The following is a 19,302-nucleotide window of genomic DNA, read 5'->3' on the forward strand; positions in this document are numbered from 1 at the left end:
CTTGCAAAGCAGTCGATACCACATTCAAGACAGACAAGAGAGGATTCGATGACCTACACCGCTGCCGAAAACCGTTACGATTCCATCCCTTACCGCCGCGTGGGTCGCAGCGGGTTGGTGCTGCCGGCACTGTCCCTGGGCTTGTGGCACAACTTCGGCGACAGCACGCCAATCGATACCCAGCGTTCGTTGCTGCGCACGGCATTCGATCTGGGCATCAACCACTTCGACCTGGCCAATAACTATGGCCCACCGTATGGCAGCGCCGAGATCAATTTCGGCCGTTTGCTGCGTGAAGACTTCAAGCAGTACCGTGACGAGTTGATCATCTCCAGCAAGGCCGGTTGGGACATGTGGGCCGGTCCATACGGTCAGGGCGGAGGTTCGCGCAAATACGTGCTGGCCAGCCTCGACCAGAGCCTGCAACGCCTGGGCTTGGACTACGTGGACATCTTCTATTCCCATCGCTTCGACCCGGACACGCCGCTTGAAGAAACCGCCAGCGCACTGGCCACCGCCGTGCAGCAGGGCAAGGCGCTGTACATCGGCATCTCGTCCTATTCCGGGGTGAAAACCCGTGAAATCGCCGGGTTGCTGAAAGAGTGGAAAGTCCCGTTGCTGATCCACCAACCGGCTTACAACCTGCTGAATCGCTGGGTGGAAAAGGACCTGCTGGGCACCACCGACGAACTCGGCACCGGCGTGATTGCCTTCACGCCACTGGCTCAGGGTCTGTTGACCGACAAGTACCTCAATGGTGTGCCAGCGGATGCGCGGGTCAATCGTCCGGGTGGTGGTTCGTTGCAGGCATCGCACCTGTCCGAAGCCAACATCGCCCATGTGCGGGCGCTCAATGAAATCGCCAAACGCCGTGGTCAGAGTCTGGCGCAGTTGGCGCTGGCCTGGACCCTGCGTGATCCGCGGGTGACCTCGGCGCTGATTGGCGCGAGCCGGCCGGAGCAGATTATCGAGAACGTCGGGGCGTTGAAGAACCTGAGTTTTAGCGTGGAGGAGTTGGCGGAGATCGATCGGTTTGCCCAGGAGGGTGGGGTCAATTTGTGGGAGAAGCCTTCGACGGCGGAGTAGGTGTTCGGCGCCGGATATTCTGGCGCCCGTTCTGGCGCCATCGCGAGCAGGCTCGCTCCCACAGTGGACCTGCGTTGACCACAAATTCTGTGGTCAACCGATAACCCTGTGGGAGCGAGCCTGCTCGCGATGGCGCCATCAATTTCAGTACAAATAACTGGCTGATCACCGAAAAAACGGCACATCCCCCAACACCGTCGCCCGCTGCATCACCCGCCGCGCCGGGCGGTAATCATCCACCGCGTGATGCTGGGTCACACGGTTGTCCCAGAACGCGATGTCGTCTTTCTGCCAGCGCCAGCGGATGGTGAACTCCGGCCGTGTAGTGTGGACGAACAAGAATTTCAGAATCACCTCGCTTTCGGTTTCCGACAGCTCATTGATCTTTGATGTGAAGCCTTCATTGACGAACAACGACCGGCGTCCGCTCACTGGATGAGTGCGAATCACCGGGTGCGACAGCGGCGGATTTTTTCTGCGCGCTTCTTCCCACTGGGCCAAGGCTTCCGGCGTGTTGCCATAGCGCTCCAGCGGGAACGAACGAGTGAAATCGTGGGTAGCCGTCAGCCCTTCGAGCAAGGACTTCATCGGCGCGGACAGCGCTTCATACGCCGCGATACCGCTGGCCCACAACGTGTCACCACCAAACTCCGGCAACAACTTGGCGCTGAGCACCGCGCCCAGAGCCGGGGTCGGCAGGAAAGTCACGTCGGTATGCCAGATGGCGTTGTCGCGCACGTCAGTAACGGCGGTGTCGAGGATCAGCACTTCGGGCTGTTCTGGCACATTCGGGTAGATCGGGTGAATGTGCAGGTCGCCGAAATTGGCGGCGAAACGTGCCTGCTGCTGGGGTGTGATCGGCTGATCGCGGAAGAACAATACTTGATGCTTGAGCAGTGCCTGCTCGATGGCGTCGCGCTGTTCCAGGTTCAGTGGCTGGCTGATGTCGACGCCGCTGATGTGTGCGCCGAGGGCGTAGCTTAAGGGGACGATGGTCAGGTTGCTCATGGTCTTTCTCTTCAATCCGACTGTGGGAGCGAGCCTGCTCGCGAAAGCGGTGTATCAGTCACAGCAATGTCGCATGACACTCTGCATTCGCGAGCAGGCTCGCTCCCACATGATGAATATTCAGTGAGCCTGGCCATGCCATGGCACCAGTTTGCGTTGCAGCGCACGCAGGCCCATTTCCATGACGAAGGCGATCAGCGCGATCACCAGAATCCCCAGCACCACCACATCGGTGACCAGAAATTGCGCGGCCGACTGCACCATGAAGCCCAAACCGCTGGTGGCGGCGATCAATTCAGCGGCCACCAACGTCGACCAACCCACACCCAGACCAATCCGCACGCCGGTCAAAATGTCCGGCAAGGCACTGGGCAGAATCACATGGCGAATCAACTGCGCCCGGGTCGCGCCCAACGACTGCGCGGCGCGCAATTTCGCCGGGTCGACGGTGCGCACGCCAGTGGCGGTGGCAATCGCGATCGGAGCGAAGATCGCCAGGTAGATCAGCAACACTTTCGACAGCTCACCGATACCGCACCAGATCACGATCAGCGGCAGATAAGCCAGCGGCGGAATCGGGCGATAGAACTCGATCAGCGGATCAAGAATGCCGCGAGCGACGCGGTTGTGGCCAATGGCGATGCCGACCGGCACGGCGGTCAGCACGGCGAAACCCAGGCCCAGGCCAATACGGCTGAGGCTTGCGCCCAAATGCTGCCACAAGGTCGAATCCATGTAGCCAGTGGTCATCAGCAGCCAGCCTTTTTGCAGCACGGCGGAGGGTGGCGGCAGGAACAGCGGTTCGATCAAACCGGTGGCCGTGACGGCCCACCAAATGGCAACGAGAGCGACCAGCGTCAGTACGCTGATCCAGCGCGTGTTCAAACTGCGACGCAGCGGAACTACCGTCGAGCTCGATTTCACCGTCGCGGCTGGAATTTCATAGGTGCTCATGCGCGCTCCTGCCGCTGGACGGTACTGCGTTGGGAGAACACTTTGGCGAGCACGTGTTCGCGGGTTTCGATAAAGCGCGGGTCGGATTTGATCGCCCGCGCCGATTCGCCGGCAGCGTAACGCTGACCGAAGTCCAGGCTCAGACGCTCGACGATTTGCCCGGGGTTGGGCGCCAGCAGAATCAGATCCGTGGCGAGGAACACCGCTTCTTCAATGTCGTGGGTAATCAGGAACACCGGTTTGGCGGTGCGCTGCCAGACTTGCAGCAACAGCTCCTGCATCTGTTCGCGGGTGAAGGCGTCGAGGGCGCCGAAGGGTTCGTCCATCAGCAAAACCCGAGGGTCTGCTGCGAGGGCGCGAGCGAGGCCGATACGTTGTTTCTGCCCGCCCGAGAGCTGCCAGATTCGGCGATTTTCGAAACCGGAAAGGTCCACCAGCGCGAGCATTTCCCGGGCGCGCAGTTCACGTTTTTCCCGCGCAATGCCGGCCAGTTCCAGACCGAAGCCGACGTTGGCCAGCACGTCCTGCCAAGGCAGCAGGGCGTCGTCCTGGAACACCACGCCGCGCTCGGCGCTCGGGCCTTTGACCGGCACGCCGTCGAGGGTGATGCGCCCGGCACTGGGTTCGACGAAACCGGCAATCAGATTCAACAGCGAGGTCTTGCCACTGCCGGACGGGCCGAGGGCGACCAGCAACTGCCGGGGCCCCAGGCTCAGGGAAATATCCGCCAGCACAGGTTCCGTGCTGCCTGGGTACTGTGCGCAGATGCGCTCCAGCTGTAGCAAAGCCATCGCGGTTAACTCCCGATCAATTGGTGATGTATTTGGCGCTGACGTACGGCGCGTAGTCCGGCAGCACGGCCTCGACCTTGCCCTGTTCCTTGAGGAACACCGCGGTGTCGGTGATGGCCTTGGTGGTCGGCGCGCCGAGGGTGATCACCTGATCAGCCGCGAGCGGGAAGACGTTGCCTTGCAGCAGCAATGGAATGTCGCTGGCCTTGGCACCGGAGAGCTTCACCAATTTGTCGACATTACTTTGGTTGGCGAGCCAGGCTTTCGGGTCTTTGCGGTAGTCGGCGTAGGCATCCAAGGTCACTTTGGCGAACGCGGTGACGATTTCCGGGTGCTTCTGGGCGAAATCCTTACGCACGATCCAGGCATCGAAAGTCGGTGCGCCGAACTTGGCCAGTTCGCCCGAGGTGATCAGCACTTTGCCGTTTTCCTTGGCCACGCCGAGCGCCGGGTCCCACACGTAGGTGGCGTCGATATCACCGCGTTTCCAAGCTGCGATGATTGCCGGTGGCGCGAGGTTGAGCACGGTGACTTTCGATGGGTCGATGTTCCAGTGTTGCAGCGCGGCCAGCAGGCTGTAGTGACCGGTGGAAACGAACGGTACGGCGATTTTCTTGCCGATCAGGTCTTGCGGGGTCTTGATCCCGGAACCGTCGCGAGCGACCAGCGCTTCGGCGGCGCCGATCTGGGTGGCGATGAGGAAGGTTTCTACCGGGACTTTGCGGGTAATTGCAGCCGTTAGGGGGCTGGAACCGAGGTAGCCGATTTGCACATCGCCGGAAGCGATGGCGGCAATGATGTCGGCGCCGTTGTCGAATTTGCGCCAGTCGATGTTGGCGTTGGTGGCTTTTTCATAGGTGCCGTCGGCCTGGGCGACTTTGGCCGGGTCAACGGTGGTCTGGTAGGCGACGGTCACATCTGCCGCCTGAGCCAGGAAACTCGCCGAGGCCAGAAACGCGGCGACCAGAAGGCCAAGAGGGGAAGTCAGTTTCATCGGGAAGCTCCTTGTCAGGCGACCGAGAGTCGGCGTGAAAAGGAGACTAAATGATATAAGAATCCGAAAATAAATAACTTTTTCGAATTACCTTATGAGCGGAAAATTCTAAGAGACCGTGGTGCGGCCTTCGCGGGCAAGCCTCGCTCCTACAAAGTATGTGTCGTGCCAAATCATGCGGCACACATAAAACTTGTAGGCGCGAGGCTTGCCCGCGAAAAGGTCCGAAGGACCTTCAGAGATTAATTGCTGATCGCCAGAATACTCGCCTGATACGACCCGACAAACACATCGAAATCGCCGACTTCGTTCTGTTCCAGCTCCACTTGTTGAGCCAGCGACGAGCGGGCCAGCTCTTCAAATCTAGCCTGTTCTTCGCCTGAAAGCGGCTCGCTACGGAAAAATTCCGCATGCACCTGACTCTGGCGCAAGGAGAACCGGGCAAAGCTTTCCTTGTGCTCGGCCATCGCCCCCAACACCTGAGCCGATGGCGTCAGGGACGAGTCCTTGACCTTGGCCCGTTGTGCGTCCAGTGCCTTGCTGTGAGCTTCGCCGCCATGGCTTTGATCCAGCAATGCCGCTAATGGCGCAATCTTTTCCAGCAATTCGCCGGCCCATTCCTTCAGGTCTACCGGGTGGCCGTCCCGTTGCAACTGCAGGCCCGGACGACGACCTTCCTTGACTACGCTGAGGAAGTTCGACGTCGCGTTGCCGCAGCTGGTGCTGGTCAGCAGCGGGCTGTCGTTCAACGCGCAATACAACAGGAACGCATCAAGGAACCGCGACTCGGTGAGGTCGATGCCCATCGGCAGGAACGGGTTGATGTCCAGGCAACGCACTTCGACGTACTGGATGCCACGGGCCACCAGCGCCTGGATCGGCCGTTCGCCGGTGTAGGTCACGCGTTTCGGGCGAATGTTGGAGTAGTACTCGTTTTCGATCTGCAGGATGTTGGTGTTGAGCTGAACCCACTCACCGTCCTGATGCGTGCCGATTTCGACGTACGGCGCGTAAGGCGTTGCGACCGCTTTGCGCAAGCTATCGGTGTAGCTGGCCAGATCGTTGTAGCACGGCGTCAAACCGGCCTGGGCGTTGCTCTGGTAACCCAGATCGCTCATGCGCAGGCTGGTGGCGTACGGCAAGTACAAGGTGTCCGGGTCCAGTTGTTCCAACTGGTGCGAACGACCGCGCAGGAAACCGGCGTCCAGCGCAGGCGACGCGCCGAACAGGTACATCAGCAGCCAGCTGTAGCGACGGAAGTTGCGGATCAGCGCGATGTAGGCTGACGACTGATAGTCGCGATCGGTGCCGACAAAGCCTTCGGCCTCTTTAAGCAGCGGCCAGAGCTTTTCCGGCAGGGAAAAGTTGTAGTGGATCCCGGCGATGCACTGCATGGTCTTGCCGTAACGCAGCGCCAGGCCCTTGCGATAGACGTACTTGAGTTGACCGATGTTGGAGCTGCCGTAATAAGCGATCGGGATGTCTTCCTCGGCCGGCAACGGGCACGGCATCGATGGACTCCACAGGTACTCGTTGCCGAGTTTGCTGTAGGCAAACCGATGGATCTTATCGAGGCTCGCCAGGGTATCCGCCGGGTCTGGCAGGGCCGGCGTGATGAACTCCAGCAGCGACTCGGAATAGTCGGTGGTGATTTGTTCGTTGGTCAGCGCGGAACCCAATGCTTCGGGGTGCGGCGTTTGCGCCAGGCGCCCTTCGCCTGTCACGCGCAGGCATTCACGTTCGATGCCGTGAAGGCACTGTTCGAGCAGAGAGAGGTTTGCGCGCTCGCCAAGCAGAGCCAGGCGGCGGTTGAGAAGTTCGCTCAAGTTGGATTCCTTCACGCGTCAGTCGCCCCAATATGGGGGTGGGCAAGACGGTCTACAAGGGTGAAGTTAAAACTGGCGTTTTCGCCTGGTTCTTGAGTCGCACAGAACAGATGCCAGCCAGTTAAGGATTGATCACCGCAATTCCCTGTGGGAGTGGGCTTGCTCACGAAGAGGGCGTGTCAGTCAACATTGAAGTCGCCTGACACACCGCCTTCGCGAGCAAGCCCGCTCCCACAGGTTGCGCACCTTAACTGACTGGTATCAGTCGCACAGGCTCACATTTTAAAGGCCAACTTCATTCCCTGAATCTGGCTATCGCGCGCGAAGAAAACTCCGACGCTGCAGTCACAGCGCCGAAATTAACTCAAATTGATGATTGGGGGCTACAGGACAGCGAACGTGCCTTGTGCTTTTGCGACGAGTTTGTCGCCTTGCATCACGTCGGCTTCAACCACCAGCGTGCGGCGGCCCGGATGGATCACCCGTGCCGTGCACATCACTTCACCGTCGGCGACGGCGCGGATGTAGTTGATCTTGCACTCGATGGTTGCACTCTGCTGGTCAAAGCCGTGGGTGCTGGAACAGGAGAGCCCCATGGCAATGTCCACCAGACTGAACAAGGCGCCGCCGTGCAGCTTGCCGCCGCGATTGCGCAGTTCTGGCTCAAGCGCCAGGGCGACTTGCGCCACCCCGGTTTCCAGACTGTGCAAGCGACACCCCAGCAGCTTGAAAAACGCGCTTTCGGTCAAGCCGGCCGGGATTTTCATCAGCGTTTTTTCAATTGTTTGGCGTTGGCGAACAGCGAGGCCATGGCGTTGTTGGCCGGGGCTGTTGCCGTGGTTTCCTTGCGCGGTGCGGTGTTCTGGGATTGGCGTGGTGCCGAACCCGGACGCGCGCCACGGGCACCGTCGATCTTCTCGCCCGGGGTGTCGCTCATACGCATCGACAGGCCAACGCGTTTGCGCGGGATGTCGACTTCCATGACCTTCACCTTGACCACATCACCGGCCTTCACCGCTTCGCGCGGATCCTTGATGAACTTCTCCGACAGCGCCGAGATGTGCACCAAACCGTCCTGATGCACGCCGATGTCGACGAAGGCGCCGAAGTTGGTCACGTTGGTGACCACGCCTTCGAGGATCATCCCCAGCTGCAGGTCCTTGAGGTCTTCGACGCCTTCCTGGAACTCGGCTGTCTTGAACTCGGGACGCGGGTCGCGGCCGGGTTTTTCCAGTTCTTGCAGGATGTCGGTGACCGTTGGCAGACCGAACGTTTCGTCGGTGTACTTTTTCGGATCGAGACGCTTGAGGAAGCTCGCGTCGCCGATCAGCGAGCGAATGTCACGGTCGGTTTCAGCGGCAATGCGCTGCACCAGCGGATAGGCTTCCGGGTGAACCGCGGACGAATCCAATGGGTTGTCGCCATTCATCACGCGCAGGAAGCCGGCGGCCTGTTCGAAGGTTTTCTCACCCAGACGCGCGACTTTTTTCAGCGCCGCACGGGTTTTGAACGCACCATGCTCGTCGCGGTGGCTGACGATGTTCTGCGCCAGGGTCGCGTTGAGACCGGAGATGCGCGCCAGCAGCGCCACGGAGGCGGTGTTGACGTCGACGCCCACGGCGTTCACGCAGTCTTCAACTACGGCGTCCAGGCCACGCGCCAGTTTCAGCTGCGACACGTCGTGCTGGTACTGGCCGACACCGATGGATTTCGGATCGATCTTCACCAGCTCGGCCAGTGGATCCTGCAAGCGACGGGCAATCGACACCGCGCCACGGATCGATACGTCGAGGTCCGGGAATTCCTTGGACGCCAGTTCCGACGCCGAGTACACCGATGCACCGGCCTCGGAAACCATGACTTTGGTCATCTTCATGGCTGGGTATTTTTTGATCAGCTCAGCAGCAAGCTTATCGGTTTCACGGCTGGCGGTGCCGTTGCCGATGGCAATCAGGTCCACCGAATGCTTGGCGCACAGGGCGGCGAGCACGGCGAGTGTCTGGTCCCACTTGTTGTGCGGCACGTGCGGGTAAACCGTGGCGTGATCCAGCAGCTTGCCGGTGGCATCGACCACGGCGACCTTGCAGCCGGTGCGCAGGCCCGGGTCGAGGCCCAGGGTGGCGCGCGGGCCGGCCGGGGCCGACAGCAGCAAATCGTGCAGGTTGTGCGCGAACACGTTGATCGCTTCGGTTTCCGCGCCGTCGCGCAGCTCGCCCAGCAGGTCGGTTTCCAGGTGAGTGTAGAGCTTGGCCTTCCAGGTCCAGCGCACCACTTCGCCCAGCCATTTGTCGGCGGCACGGTTCTGGTTCTGAATGCCGAATTGTTGGCCGATCATGCCTTCACAAGGATGCATGGTGCCCGGCAGTTCATCGCCGACTTTCAGCGCGGAACTCAGAATGCCTTCGTTGCGGCCACGGAAAATCGCCAGCGCGCGGTGCGATGGCATGCTTTTCAGCGGTTCGTCGTGTTCGAAGTAGTCGCGGAACTTGGCGCCTTCCTCTTCCTTGCCGGCGATCACGCGGGCACTGAGGATAGCTTCCTGCTTGAGGTAGTTGCGCAACTTGTCCAGCAGGCCGGCGTCTTCGGCGAAGCGCTCCATGAGGATGTACTTGGCGCCTTCAAGGGCGGCTTTCACATCGGCCACGCCTTTTTCGGCGTCGATGAAGCGCGCGGCTTCGGCTTCAGGGTTCAGGCTCGGGTCGTTGAACAGGCCGTCGGCCAGTTCGCCGAGGCCGGCTTCCAGGGCGATCTGGCCCTTGGTGCGGCGCTTCTGCTTGTACGGCAGGTACAAGTCTTCGAGACGAGTCTTGGTGTCGGCGAGTTTGATGTCGCGTTCGAGTTGCGGGGTCAGTTTGCCCTGCTCTTGGATGCTGGCGAGGATGCTGATCCGCCGTTCGTCGAGTTCTCGCAGGTAGCGCAGACGCTCTTCCAGATGACGCAACTGGATGTCATCGAGGCTGCCGGTCACTTCTTTCCGGTAGCGGGCGATGAAGGGAACGGTAGAGCCTTCATCGAGTAGCGCGACGGCCGCTTCGACCTGTTGTGGGCGGACGCCGAGTTCCTCGGCGATGCGGCTGTTGATGCTGTCCATAAAACCACCTGACAAATTGTGAAAGCAGGCTCGCAGGCGCAGAGATAAGGGCTCGGCGAGTCTGGTTGAGCGGCCTGGCCTGCGCCGCTACCTGGATCAAAAGGTATCCCGTTGACCCGTGAAATCGAACAATTACTGCCTGCGCCATGAAAATAAAAAACGGCCACCTACAGTAATGATCAGACGTTGCCTGACACAAAAGGCCGCGCATTATAACCAGCGTTCTGTCCATTCGGGGGCATCGCGGGTTGTAGGCACAATGCCCGGTTTTCTGGCGGTGAAGGAAAAATCTGCTAACAATGCACACGGTGCGTATAACGGCAGCTACGCCATAATGCGCGCCGAGATCAAAGGAGCATCCAATGAGCAGCACTGCAAACATTGCTGAAGGCGAAAAAATTCTTATTGTTGACGACGATCCTGGGCTGAGCAGCCTGCTGGAACGCTTTTTCGTCAGCAAGGGCTACCGCGCCCGCGCCGTCCCGAACACTGAACAAATGGATCGCCTGCTGGCGCGTGAAGTGTTCAACCTGGTCGTCCTCGACCTGATGCTGCCCGGCGAAGACGGCCTGACCGCTTGCCGCCGCCTGCGCACGGCGAACAATCAGATTCCAATCATCATGCTGACCGCCAAGGGCGATGAGCTCAGCCGCATCAAGGGCCTCGAACTGGGCGCCGACGATTACCTGGCCAAACCGTTCAACCCGGACGAGTTGATGGCTCGGGTCAAAGCGGTTCTGCGTCGTCAGGCGGCACCGGTGCCGGGCGCCCCGGGCAGCGAAGACGAAAGCGTGACCTTCGGTGACTACGAACTGTCCCTGGCCACCCGCGAACTCAAACGCGGCGACGAAGTGCACATGCTCACCACCGGTGAGTTTGCGGTGCTCAAGGCGTTGGTCATGAACGCGCGTCAACCACTGACCCGCGACAAACTGATGAACCTGGCCCGTGGCCGCGAATGGGATGCCCTGGAGCGTTCCATCGACGTGCAGATTTCGCGTCTGCGCCGGATGATCGAGCCCGATCCATCCAAACCACGCTACATCCAGACCGTCTGGGGTGTGGGTTATGTGTTCGTTCCGGATGGCGCCGCCACGAAGTGATTGGTGATTTGTAGGAGCGGGTCTTGCGGGCAAGGGGTCAGATGACCTTCCCGCAGACCCGCGATCCGCAATATGCGAGCATGCTCGCTCCTGCAAGTGTGTAGCGGTTACCCATGAAAACCCCTGTTTGGTTCCCCCAGAGCTTCTTCTCCCGCACCCTGTGGCTGGTGCTGATCGTCGTCCTGTTCTCCAAGGCGCTGACCCTGGTTTATCTGTTGATGAACGAAGATGTGCTGGTGGATCGCCAATACAGCCACGGCGTCGCCCTGACGCTGCGCGCCTATTGGGCTGCCGACGAAGAAAATCGCACCAAAATCGCCGATGCCGCGACCCTGATTCGGGTGGTGGGTGCCGGTGTGCCGGAAGGTGAACAACACTGGCCCTACAGCGAGATCTATCAGCGACAGATGCAGGCCGAACTGGGTGACGACACCGAAGTGCGATTACGCATGCACTCGCCGCCGGCCCTGTGGGTTCGGGCGCCTAGCCTGGGCGATGGCTGGCTGAAAGTGCCGCTTTACCCGCATCCGTTGCGCGGCCAGAAAATCTGGAACGTACTCGGCTGGTTCCTCGCTATCGGTCTGCTGTCCACCGCTTCGGCGTGGATCTTCGTCAGCCAGCTCAATCAGCCATTGAAACGTCTGGTCTATGCCGCGAGGCAACTCGGCCAGGGCCGCAGCGTGCGCCTGCCGATCAGCGACACGCCAAGTGAAATGACCGAGGTTTACCGCGCCTTCAACCAGATGGCCGAAGACGTCGAACAGGCGGGCCGCGAGCGCGAATTGATGCTGGCCGGGGTGTCCCACGACTTGCGTACACCGCTGACCCGTTTGCGGTTGTCTCTGGAGCTCATGGGCGACCACAGCGACCTGACGGACGACATGGTCCGCGACATCGAAGACATGGACGCGATTCTGGATCAGTTCCTGGCCTTCATTCGTGACGGACGTGACGAGTCGGTGGAAGAAGTGGACCTGAGCGATCTGGTTCGCGAAGTTGCCGCGCCGTACAACCAGAACGAAGACAGAGTGCGCTTGCGCCTGGAACCGATCCAGCCGTTCCCGCTGCGGCGGGTGTCGATGAAACGGTTGCTGAACAACCTGATCGGTAATGCTCTGCATCACGCCGGCAGCGGCGTTGAAGTGGCGGCTTATGTGTCTGGGGATACCAGTGCGCCGTATGTAGTACTGAGCGTCATGGACCGTGGTGCGGGAATCGACCCGTCGGAGCTGGAGGCGATCTTCAACCCGTTCACCCGTGGCGATCGGGCTCGGGGAGGGAAGGGGACCGGGTTGGGGTTGGCGATCGTGAAGCGGATCGCTTCGATGCATGGCGGGAATGTCGAGTTGCGCAATCGGTCCGGTGGTGGGCTGGAAGCGCGGGTGCGGTTGCCGCTTGGGTTAATGCTGCCGCGGGATGCGGTTTAACGGTTGAAAAGATCGCAGCCTCGCTGCGATCTTTTCAGGCTCAACCCTTCCCTTTGGTCCGAGTCATATTCGGCCCACCGTTCTTCTCCAGATGCTCGATGATGATCCCCGCCACGTTCTTCCCAGTGGTGGTTTCAATCCCTTCAAGCCCCGGCGACGAGTTCACTTCCATCACCAGCGGGCCGTGATTGGAGCGCAGGATATCCACCCCCGCCACCGCCAACCCCATGACCTTCGCCGCACGCAACGCAGTCATGCGTTCTTCCGGCGTGATCTTGATCAGGCTCGCACTGCCGCCGCGATGCAGGTTGGAGCGAAACTCCCCCGGCTTGGCCTGGCGTTTCATCGCCGCGATTACTTTGTCGCCGACCACGAAACAACGAATGTCCGCACCGCCCGCTTCCTTGATGTATTCCTGAACCATGATGTTCTGCTTCAGGCCCATGAAGGCCTCGATCACCGATTCCGCCGCGGTGGCCGTTTCACACAGCACCACACCGATGCCTTGGGTACCTTCCAGCACCTTGATCACCAGCGGCGCGCCGTTGACCATCTCGATCAAGTCGGGAATGTCATCCGGGGAGTGGGCAAAACCGGTGACCGGCAAACCGATTCCCCGGCGCGACAGCAATTGCAGCGAGCGCAGTTTGTCTCGCGAACGGGCGATGGCCACCGATTCGTTGAGCGGAAACACGCCCATCATTTCGAACTGACGCAACACCGCGCAGCCATAAAACGTCACCGATGCACCGATCCGCGGGATCACTGCATCGAAGCCCTCGAGCGGTTTGCCACGGTAGTGGATCTGCGGCTTGTGGCTGGCAATGTTCATGTAGGCGCGCAGGGTGTCGATCACCACCATTTCATGGCCACGCTCCATACCGGCTTCGACCAGACGACGGGTGGAATACAGACGCGGGTTCCGCGACAGCACAGCGATCTTCATGCAACACCTGTGGAGAAGGTAGATACCGGGAACACCGGCTTGTCTTGTACATATTTAATGCCCGGATTGACCACCAACTGGCCGTCGATCAGAGCTTTGGAACCGAGTAACAGGCGATAACGCATGGACTTGCGGCAGGCGAGGGTGAACTCGACCCGCCAGACCCGATCACCGAGGGCCAGGGTGGTGCTGACTACATAGCGCATCTGCGCATGGCCATTGGAGCTTTTAATGGTTTTCCTCGTTACCAGCGGGGCCTCGCAGCGCCGGTGACGCAGTTGCACTACCGTCCCCAGGTGCGCGGTAAAGCGCACCCATTGATCGCCGTCGCGCTCGAATGGCTCGATATCGGTGGCGTGCAGGCTGGAGGTGCTGGCGCCGGTGTCGATTTTTGCCCGAAGGCCAGCGACTCCCAAATCCGGGAGCGCCACCCACTCGCGCAGACCGATAACGGTCAAATGATCAAATGTCTTCAAAAGTGCTCAACCGGTAAAAACCGCTCTGGCCGCGTGCGGCTGAATTCGCGGTATTCACGCAGAATAATGGGTAAAAGGCGACAGATATCTACTGCCCGAATTTCCATCCCTCAATGTGCCGGGGAATGCCTGCATTCTAATCCACAGTGTGAGGATTCATGGCACGACAGAAACGGTAGTACAGTTCTTCGATATTTCAGAATGAGGTGATCCGATGGCACAAAAAAGCGAAGAGGACGACAAGGTCCGTCTCGATAAATGGTTGTGGGCCGCGCGTTTTTATAAAACACGTGCCTTGGCCAAAGCCGCGATTGAAAGCGGCAAGGTGCATTGCCGGGGCGAGCGCTGCAAGCCAGGCAAGGAGCCGAGGGTCGGCGATGAGTTTCAGATTCGCACCGGCTTCGAAGAGCGCACGGTGGTGGTCCAGGCGCTGTCGATCGTGCGCCGTGGCGCGCCGGAGGCTCAGGCCCTGTATGCCGAAACCGAGGCCAGCATTGCCAAGCGTGAAGCGGCTGCGGCCATGCGCAAGGCCGGGGCGTTGGGCGTGAGCACCGATGGCAAACCGAGCAAGAAACAGCGCCGGGATCTGTTCAAGTTTCGCGGTAACAGCAACGACGAGTAGTGACGGCCGTCGGGCGCAGACTTGCAATCGCGCACCTGTGTAGCCATATGGGTGTACTCGACAGCGGCAAAGCGAAAACGCCGTTCGTCGAAAACCGAGGTTTGACCTTGCTTGGAACAACCCCGGATTGTTCATAAAATGCCTTTACGGCTGAACTTTGCCCGCCCAAACATGCGGAAATGACGCGATTTTCATTTTTTGTCACCCTTTCAGATACCCAGACCTATGACCAATCTATCGGATAACGACTATACCCAACGCTTCATCTTCGATGACAGCGACACCCGCGGCGAGCTGGTTGGGTTGGAGCGTAGCTATGCCGAAGTCCTCGCCAAACACGCCTATCCGGAGCCGGTCGCGCAACTCTTGGGCGAGCTGATGGCGGCGGCAGCGTTGCTGGTTGGCACCTTGAAGTTCGATGGCTTGCTGATTCTGCAGGCCCGTTCCGAAGGCCCGGTGCCGTTGCTGATGATCGAGTGCTCCAGCGAGCGCGAAATCCGTGGCCTGGCGCGTTACGAAGCCGATCAGATTGCCCCCGACGCGACCCTCGCCGACTTGATGCCCAATGGCGTGCTGGCGCTGACTGTCGACCCGACTCAGGGCCAACGCTACCAAGGCATCGTCGACCTCGACGGCGAAACTCTCTCGGAATGCTTCACTAACTACTTCGTCATGTCTCAGCAGGTCGGCACGCGATTCTGGCTCTACGCCGATGGCCGTCGGGCCCGGGGCCTGTTGCTGCAGCAATTGCCTGCCGACCGTCTGAAAGACGAAGAAGAACGCGCCGCCAGCTGGCAGCACATCACCGCCCTGGCCAGCACCCTGACCGCCGATGAACTGTTGAGCCTGGACAACGAAACCGTGCTCCATCGCCTCTATCATGAAGAACAGGTGCGCCTGTTTGACGTGCAGAACCTGCGCTTCCATTGCAGCTGCTCTCGGGAACGCTCGGGCAATGCGCTGGTCAGTTTGGGTCTGGATGATGCTCAGGCACTGGTCATCGAACACGGTGGCGCCGTCGAGATCGATTGTCAGTTTTGCAACGAACGCTACCTGTTCGACGCCGCCGATATCACTCAATTGTTTGCGGGTGCCGGGGTCGATACGCCGTCAGATACCCGTCACTAAAACGTTTTAGTGCAGGTAAATTCACTGCTTAGCGCCGGAATAACGCCGTTCTGACGGGAGGGCCCTACACTTTTTGGGCTTTTCTGGCATAATCCGGCCCACTTTTTTCGCGGTAGTAGTGCATGACTTTCTACTACAAAACGTTTGGAGCACTCGGCCACTGGCCGACGGGGAACCTCATGACGCAAGCCAATAACGCCGTGTACACCGATCTGAGTGTTGATGATCTGGTTAAAGAAGCCCTGAATCGCGGTGAAGGCGAGCTTGCCGATACCGGCGCGCTGGTTGTTCGCACCGGTCACCGTACCGGCCGTTCGCCAGTCGATCGTTTCATCGTTGAAGAGCCGACCACCCAGGACGCCATCGCCTGGGGCCCGATCAACCGCAAGTTCCCGGCCGACAAGTTCGATGCCCTGTGGGCTCGCGTCGAGGCCTTCAACAACGCGCAAGAGCATTTTGTTTCCCACGTGCATGTAGGTGCTGCCGAAGAGCACTACCTGGCCGTGAAGATGACCACCCAGACTGCCTGGCAGAACCTGTTCGGTCGTTGCCTGTTCATCAACCCGGCCCAGTACAACCCGGCTGGCCGTGAAGAGTGGCAAGTCCTCAACGTCGCCAACTTCGAATGCGTGCCAGAGCGTGACGGCACCAACTCCGACGGCTGCGTGATCCTCAACTTCGCACAGAAGAAAGTGCTGATCGCCGGCATGCGTTACGCCGGTGAAATGAAAAAAGCCATGTTCTCGGTGCAGAACTTCCTGCTGCCGGCCGCTGACGTACTGCCAATGCACTGCGCTGCCAACATCGGTGAAGCAGGCGACGTAACCCTGTTCTTTGGCCTGTCCGGCACCGGTAAAACCACCCTGTCCGCCGACGAAAGCCGTTACCTGATCGGTGACGACGAGCACGGTTGGGGCGAGGGCGTGGTGTTCAACATCGAAGGCGGTTGCTATGCCAAATGCATCGACCTGTCCGAGAAGAACGAGCCGGTCATCTGGAAAGCCATCAAGCACGGCGCAGTCCTGGAAAACGTCGTTATCGATGACGCCAAGCACGCCGACTACGCCGATGTCAGCCTGACCCAGAACAGCCGCGCTGCTTATCCGCTGGAGCACGTTGCCAAGCGTTCCGAGAAGAACCTCGGCGGCGAGCCAAACGCTGTGATCTTCCTGACCTGCGACCTGACCGGCGTCCTGCCGCCAGTCTCGATCCTCAGCGAAGAACAAGCGGCCTACCACTTCCTGTCCGGCTACACCGCACTGGTGGGCTCGACTGAAATGGGTTCCGGCAGCGGCATCAAGTCGACCTTCTCCACCTGCTTCGGCGCACCGTTCTTCCCGCGTCCGGCTGGCGAATACGCTGAACTGCTGATCAAACGCATCCGCGGCTTCGGCTCCAAGGTCTACCTGGTCAACACCGGCTGGACCGGCGGTGGCTACGGCGTCGGCAAACGCTTCAACATCCCGACTACTCGCGGCGTGATCGCAGCGATCCAGAGCGGCGCGTTGATCGGTGCTGAAACTGAGCACCTGGACACCATCAACCTGGACGTGCCGTTGGCTGTGCCGGGCGTTGAGACTGGCCTGTTGAACCCACGTAATACCTGGGCTGACAAGGCTGCTTATGATGAAGCTGCTAAGGCGTTGGCTGGGTTGTTTGTTGAGAACTTTAAAAAGTTTGAAGTGAGCGATGCGATTAAGGCTGCTGGGCCGAAGTTGTAAGAGTTGGTCGCAGTTTGATTGAACAAAAAGCCGCCCTTCGGGGCGGCTTTTTATTAGGGTTTAACACCATCAGCTACGACATATAGATCAGCATTTACTCCCATCGCAGATATCTGTAATCCATGTAGTAAGGTTCTGAGTTGCTCGGGGCCAATTCCAGTTATTTCTTTTTTCGGAGGGTTTTTTGTGTAGTAGTTATTAGCTAAGACGTGAGGTTGAATTATCACGATTAGCAGTTCAGTTTTTGAAGTTATTTTCTTGAGTTCGGCAATGAAGCGTGCGGACGTACCTGTGGGAGTTGTGCTGTTCCAGCAGTTATTCCATATTTTGTGGTTGGAATTGGATGCTCTGCGTTCAATTCGGTTTAACAGTCTTTCATTGTCCATGTCGATTACGTTTTTTATTGCCTGAGCTACAACTACCTCATAAGGTGTTGGAACTGGTTTCCTGTTCTGACTGCTATTTTTTGCACCTTTTACATGAATCAATGCAAGAATTGATTTTTTCCCATCATGATGTAGATATACAAAATCGGCAATTTCTCGACTGTTGTCATCACAATAGAGCCAGGTTTTACCGGCGCTTGATAGTAGCGGTAGCCCCGGAATGTTAAATGCGTTTGTATTGGAAAGCTGTCCGGATGCACTCTTTATGCACCAAGTAAAAAGGCTGTTATCTTTTGGCTTTGACCAGATATCTGAAAAAGTATCGGGTTTTTCTTTTGTTACATCGAATTCACTATGTTTTAGGAAGTCGAACCAAATCCATTTGTCGAAAGTTGAGTTTCTTCTCTTTATAGAACATAGCTGGGCTGCTGCTATTGTATGGTAGCTTTCGTACCAGCACTTCCAGATTTCTGGGTTTTGAGTTAGTGCGTTGACAGCTTTATTAAATGCGCGGAGTGTGTTGGTTGGTGTGTAGTCGAAAATTATTGAGTTTGAAAGTTGTGTGAATTTAGGTGTTACGTTTATTGTGATGGTTTTAGTGTTGTCTCTTGAGAGACTAATTTTCAAGTCGAATTTTTGGTCTGTGTTGCTGGGGGTTTGTGGCTCGAAAATATATAAATTATTGATCTCTCTTATTGTTGATTTAGAGCTCTTTGTGTCCATGCTTTCTTCTTCGGCTATGTCAAAGTCAAACGCATTAGTTACTCCTGCAAAACTCTCCAGTGCGTTCATTAACATAGGGATTGCGGGTTTATAGCCACTACTGGCATAAACTGCTTTGCCGGCATCTATTTTGCTGATTATTGTAAGAATCTCGTTTTGATACTCGCTGAAGTTAGAATTTGGGCCTCGCCAAATTGCTGAGCGTCTTGGAGTGATCCCATATGAGGACGCTCCCTGTGTTTGCGCTCTTGCTGACCGAGCAATAAATGTTTGATCTGCTAAGGGGTCTAGAGCATATTCTAGGCTGTCGCCGTTCAGTAACTTTGCATTGGCCTTTACAGATGTTCTTTTGTGACCACCAGCAGGCCAAAGGGCTTTAATTTGCGCGTCTTGTAAAAATGCTATCTCGAGTATTCGAGGGTTTACGAATGGAGAGGCCTTTAACATTGGGAAATTGGTGGGGTTTGTTCTTATCTCACGTTCTATTATTGTGCGCACCTCGCCATCGGAAAGGTGTATGCAAAGATAATCTCTATAGAAGCTTGCGCAGACCAATACATTAATAATGTCAAGTGTTTGAATGGGGCCAATGTTCCATGTTGCAAGTCTAGATTCTTCAATTACAAATCCAGATGAGAGAAACTCGTGACCTCCCAAAGTTACTGTGTGTGGAGATAAGCTTCTTTTCACTATTCGCTGAGGAAAGTCAGCGGTCGGAGTTGGCGTTTCTAAGGTGGATTTGAGAACTGTTATCGTTTGGTCTCTTATTGCTAATGACGCCGTTGCAGATAACTCTAGGACTATGATGGTGCTATAGGGCGATGTTGTTTGCATCTGCAACTCCTTGAGATTTTGTATTCCTGTATTTGCTTTTTTAGAATGTAAGTCCTACAAGACTAGACGGTGCGCTTCATTTGGCCAGCATTGCGAATTTTATTTTTTCTTGAGCGGAAGTTGTGTGATGTTTTCTATTGGTGACGGCCTGATTTTTTAATTTGTATGACTTGTCTGTATTGATGG

The 19,302-nt window shown here is 57.9% G+C and carries 17 protein-coding genes; 7 read left to right on the plus strand and 10 right to left on the minus strand.

The features are described 5' to 3' along the window. Window positions 1-48 precede the first annotated feature (48 nt). Entirely contained in the window at window positions 49-1,086 is a 1,038-nt protein-coding gene (mgrA, locus tag ACYZT2_RS02390) for an L-glyceraldehyde 3-phosphate reductase (RefSeq protein WP_461969810.1), read from the plus strand. A gap of 165 nt (window positions 1,087-1,251) precedes the next feature. Here mgrA and tauD read toward each other — a convergent pair whose 3' ends face one another. From tauD to ACYZT2_RS02425, 7 genes are all read right to left on the minus strand, one after another. Then, window positions 1,252-2,094: a taurine dioxygenase gene (tauD, locus tag ACYZT2_RS02395; RefSeq protein ID WP_461969812.1), complete on the minus strand. Its 843-nt coding sequence runs from the start codon at window positions 2,092-2,094 to the stop codon at window positions 1,252-1,254. A 120-nt stretch (window positions 2,095-2,214) separates the two neighbouring features. Continuing rightward, window positions 2,215-3,048, minus strand: a complete 834-nt coding sequence (gene tauC / locus ACYZT2_RS02400) for a taurine ABC transporter permease TauC (RefSeq protein WP_461969814.1) — start codon at window positions 3,046-3,048, stop codon at window positions 2,215-2,217. Next, window positions 3,045-3,839 carry a taurine ABC transporter ATP-binding subunit gene (gene tauB / locus ACYZT2_RS02405; protein WP_461969816.1) on the minus strand — a complete coding sequence of 265 codons (795 nt, stop codon included), beginning with the start codon at window positions 3,837-3,839 and terminating at the stop codon, window positions 3,045-3,047. The genes tauC and tauB overlap by 4 nt, the downstream gene beginning before the upstream one ends. Window positions 3,840-3,855: 16 nt before the next feature. Further along, window positions 3,856-4,833, minus strand: coding sequence for a taurine ABC transporter substrate-binding protein (gene tauA / locus ACYZT2_RS02410; protein ID WP_461969818.1), 978 nt, complete (start codon window positions 4,831-4,833; stop codon window positions 3,856-3,858). 242 nt (window positions 4,834-5,075) lie between these two features. Continuing rightward, complete coding sequence (gene gshA / locus ACYZT2_RS02415) at window positions 5,076-6,659, minus strand: glutamate--cysteine ligase (protein ID WP_461969820.1); 1,584 nt, start codon at window positions 6,657-6,659, stop codon at window positions 5,076-5,078. 383 nt (window positions 6,660-7,042) lie between these two features. Next, the gene (locus tag ACYZT2_RS02420) at window positions 7,043-7,426 is read right to left on the minus strand and encodes a PaaI family thioesterase (RefSeq protein ID WP_461969822.1); all 384 of its coding nucleotides are present in this window, start codon (window positions 7,424-7,426) and stop codon (window positions 7,043-7,045) included. Then, the gene (locus ACYZT2_RS02425) at window positions 7,426-9,750 is read right to left on the minus strand and encodes a Tex family protein (protein WP_461969824.1); all 2,325 of its coding nucleotides are present in this window, start codon (window positions 9,748-9,750) and stop codon (window positions 7,426-7,428) included. The genes ACYZT2_RS02420 and ACYZT2_RS02425 overlap by 1 nt, the downstream gene beginning before the upstream one ends. A 118-nt stretch (window positions 9,751-9,868) precedes the next feature. On the opposite strand from ACYZT2_RS02425, the gene ACYZT2_RS02430 reads away from it, so the two are divergent. The 3 genes from ACYZT2_RS02430 to ACYZT2_RS02440 all read left to right on the plus strand — a co-directional run bounded on the left by ACYZT2_RS02430 (window position 9,869) and on the right by ACYZT2_RS02440 (window position 12,280). Further along, window positions 9,869-10,138, plus strand: coding sequence for a hypothetical protein (locus ACYZT2_RS02430; protein ID WP_461969826.1), 270 nt, complete (start codon window positions 9,869-9,871; stop codon window positions 10,136-10,138). Continuing rightward, window positions 10,113-10,853, plus strand: a complete 741-nt coding sequence (ompR, locus tag ACYZT2_RS02435; RefSeq protein ID WP_007903084.1) for an osmolarity response regulator transcription factor OmpR — start codon at window positions 10,113-10,115, stop codon at window positions 10,851-10,853. The genes ACYZT2_RS02430 and ompR overlap by 26 nt, the downstream gene beginning before the upstream one ends. A 113-nt stretch (window positions 10,854-10,966) precedes the next feature. After that, on the plus strand, window positions 10,967-12,280 hold the full coding sequence (locus ACYZT2_RS02440; protein WP_461969829.1) for an ATP-binding protein: 1,314 nt from the start codon (window positions 10,967-10,969) through the stop codon (window positions 12,278-12,280). 40 nt (window positions 12,281-12,320) lie between these two features. On the opposite strand, the gene rimK is transcribed toward ACYZT2_RS02440, so the two are convergent. Together rimK and rimB are read right to left on the minus strand one after the other, a co-directional pair. Further along, entirely contained in the window at window positions 12,321-13,226 is a 906-nt protein-coding gene (gene rimK, locus ACYZT2_RS02445) for a 30S ribosomal protein S6--L-glutamate ligase (RefSeq protein ID WP_008005189.1), read from the minus strand. Then, the gene (rimB, locus tag ACYZT2_RS02450; RefSeq protein ID WP_461969832.1) at window positions 13,223-13,702 is read right to left on the minus strand and encodes a retropepsin-like aspartic endopeptidase RimB; all 480 of its coding nucleotides are present in this window, start codon (window positions 13,700-13,702) and stop codon (window positions 13,223-13,225) included. Before rimB ends, rimK begins: the two co-directional genes overlap by 4 nt. Window positions 13,703-13,916: 214 nt before the next feature. Between rimB and ACYZT2_RS02455 the strand changes: the two genes are divergently transcribed. The 3 genes from ACYZT2_RS02455 (at window position 13,917) to ACYZT2_RS02465 (ending at window position 17,173) form a co-directional block, all read left to right on the plus strand. Next, window positions 13,917-14,324 carry an RNA-binding S4 domain-containing protein gene (locus tag ACYZT2_RS02455; protein WP_007903079.1) on the plus strand — a complete coding sequence of 136 codons (408 nt, stop codon included), beginning with the start codon at window positions 13,917-13,919 and terminating at the stop codon, window positions 14,322-14,324. Window positions 14,325-14,549: 225 nt separating this feature from the next. Beyond that, window positions 14,550-15,452: an Hsp33 family molecular chaperone HslO gene (gene hslO, locus ACYZT2_RS02460; RefSeq protein WP_038978495.1), complete on the plus strand. Its 903-nt coding sequence runs from the start codon at window positions 14,550-14,552 to the stop codon at window positions 15,450-15,452. 179 nt (window positions 15,453-15,631) lie between these two features. Then, a complete protein-coding gene (locus ACYZT2_RS02465) occupies window positions 15,632-17,173 on the plus strand; it encodes a phosphoenolpyruvate carboxykinase (RefSeq protein ID WP_461969835.1) in 1,542 nt (513 codons plus the stop codon). 53 nt (window positions 17,174-17,226) lie between these two features. Here the strand turns inward: ACYZT2_RS02465 and ACYZT2_RS02470 are convergent, their stop codons facing one another. Further along, window positions 17,227-19,116, minus strand: a complete 1,890-nt coding sequence (locus tag ACYZT2_RS02470; RefSeq protein ID WP_461969837.1) for a hypothetical protein — start codon at window positions 19,114-19,116, stop codon at window positions 17,227-17,229. Between the last annotated feature and the right edge of the window lie 186 nt (window positions 19,117-19,302).

Source organism: Pseudomonas sp. MDT1-85, assembly GCF_054898065.1.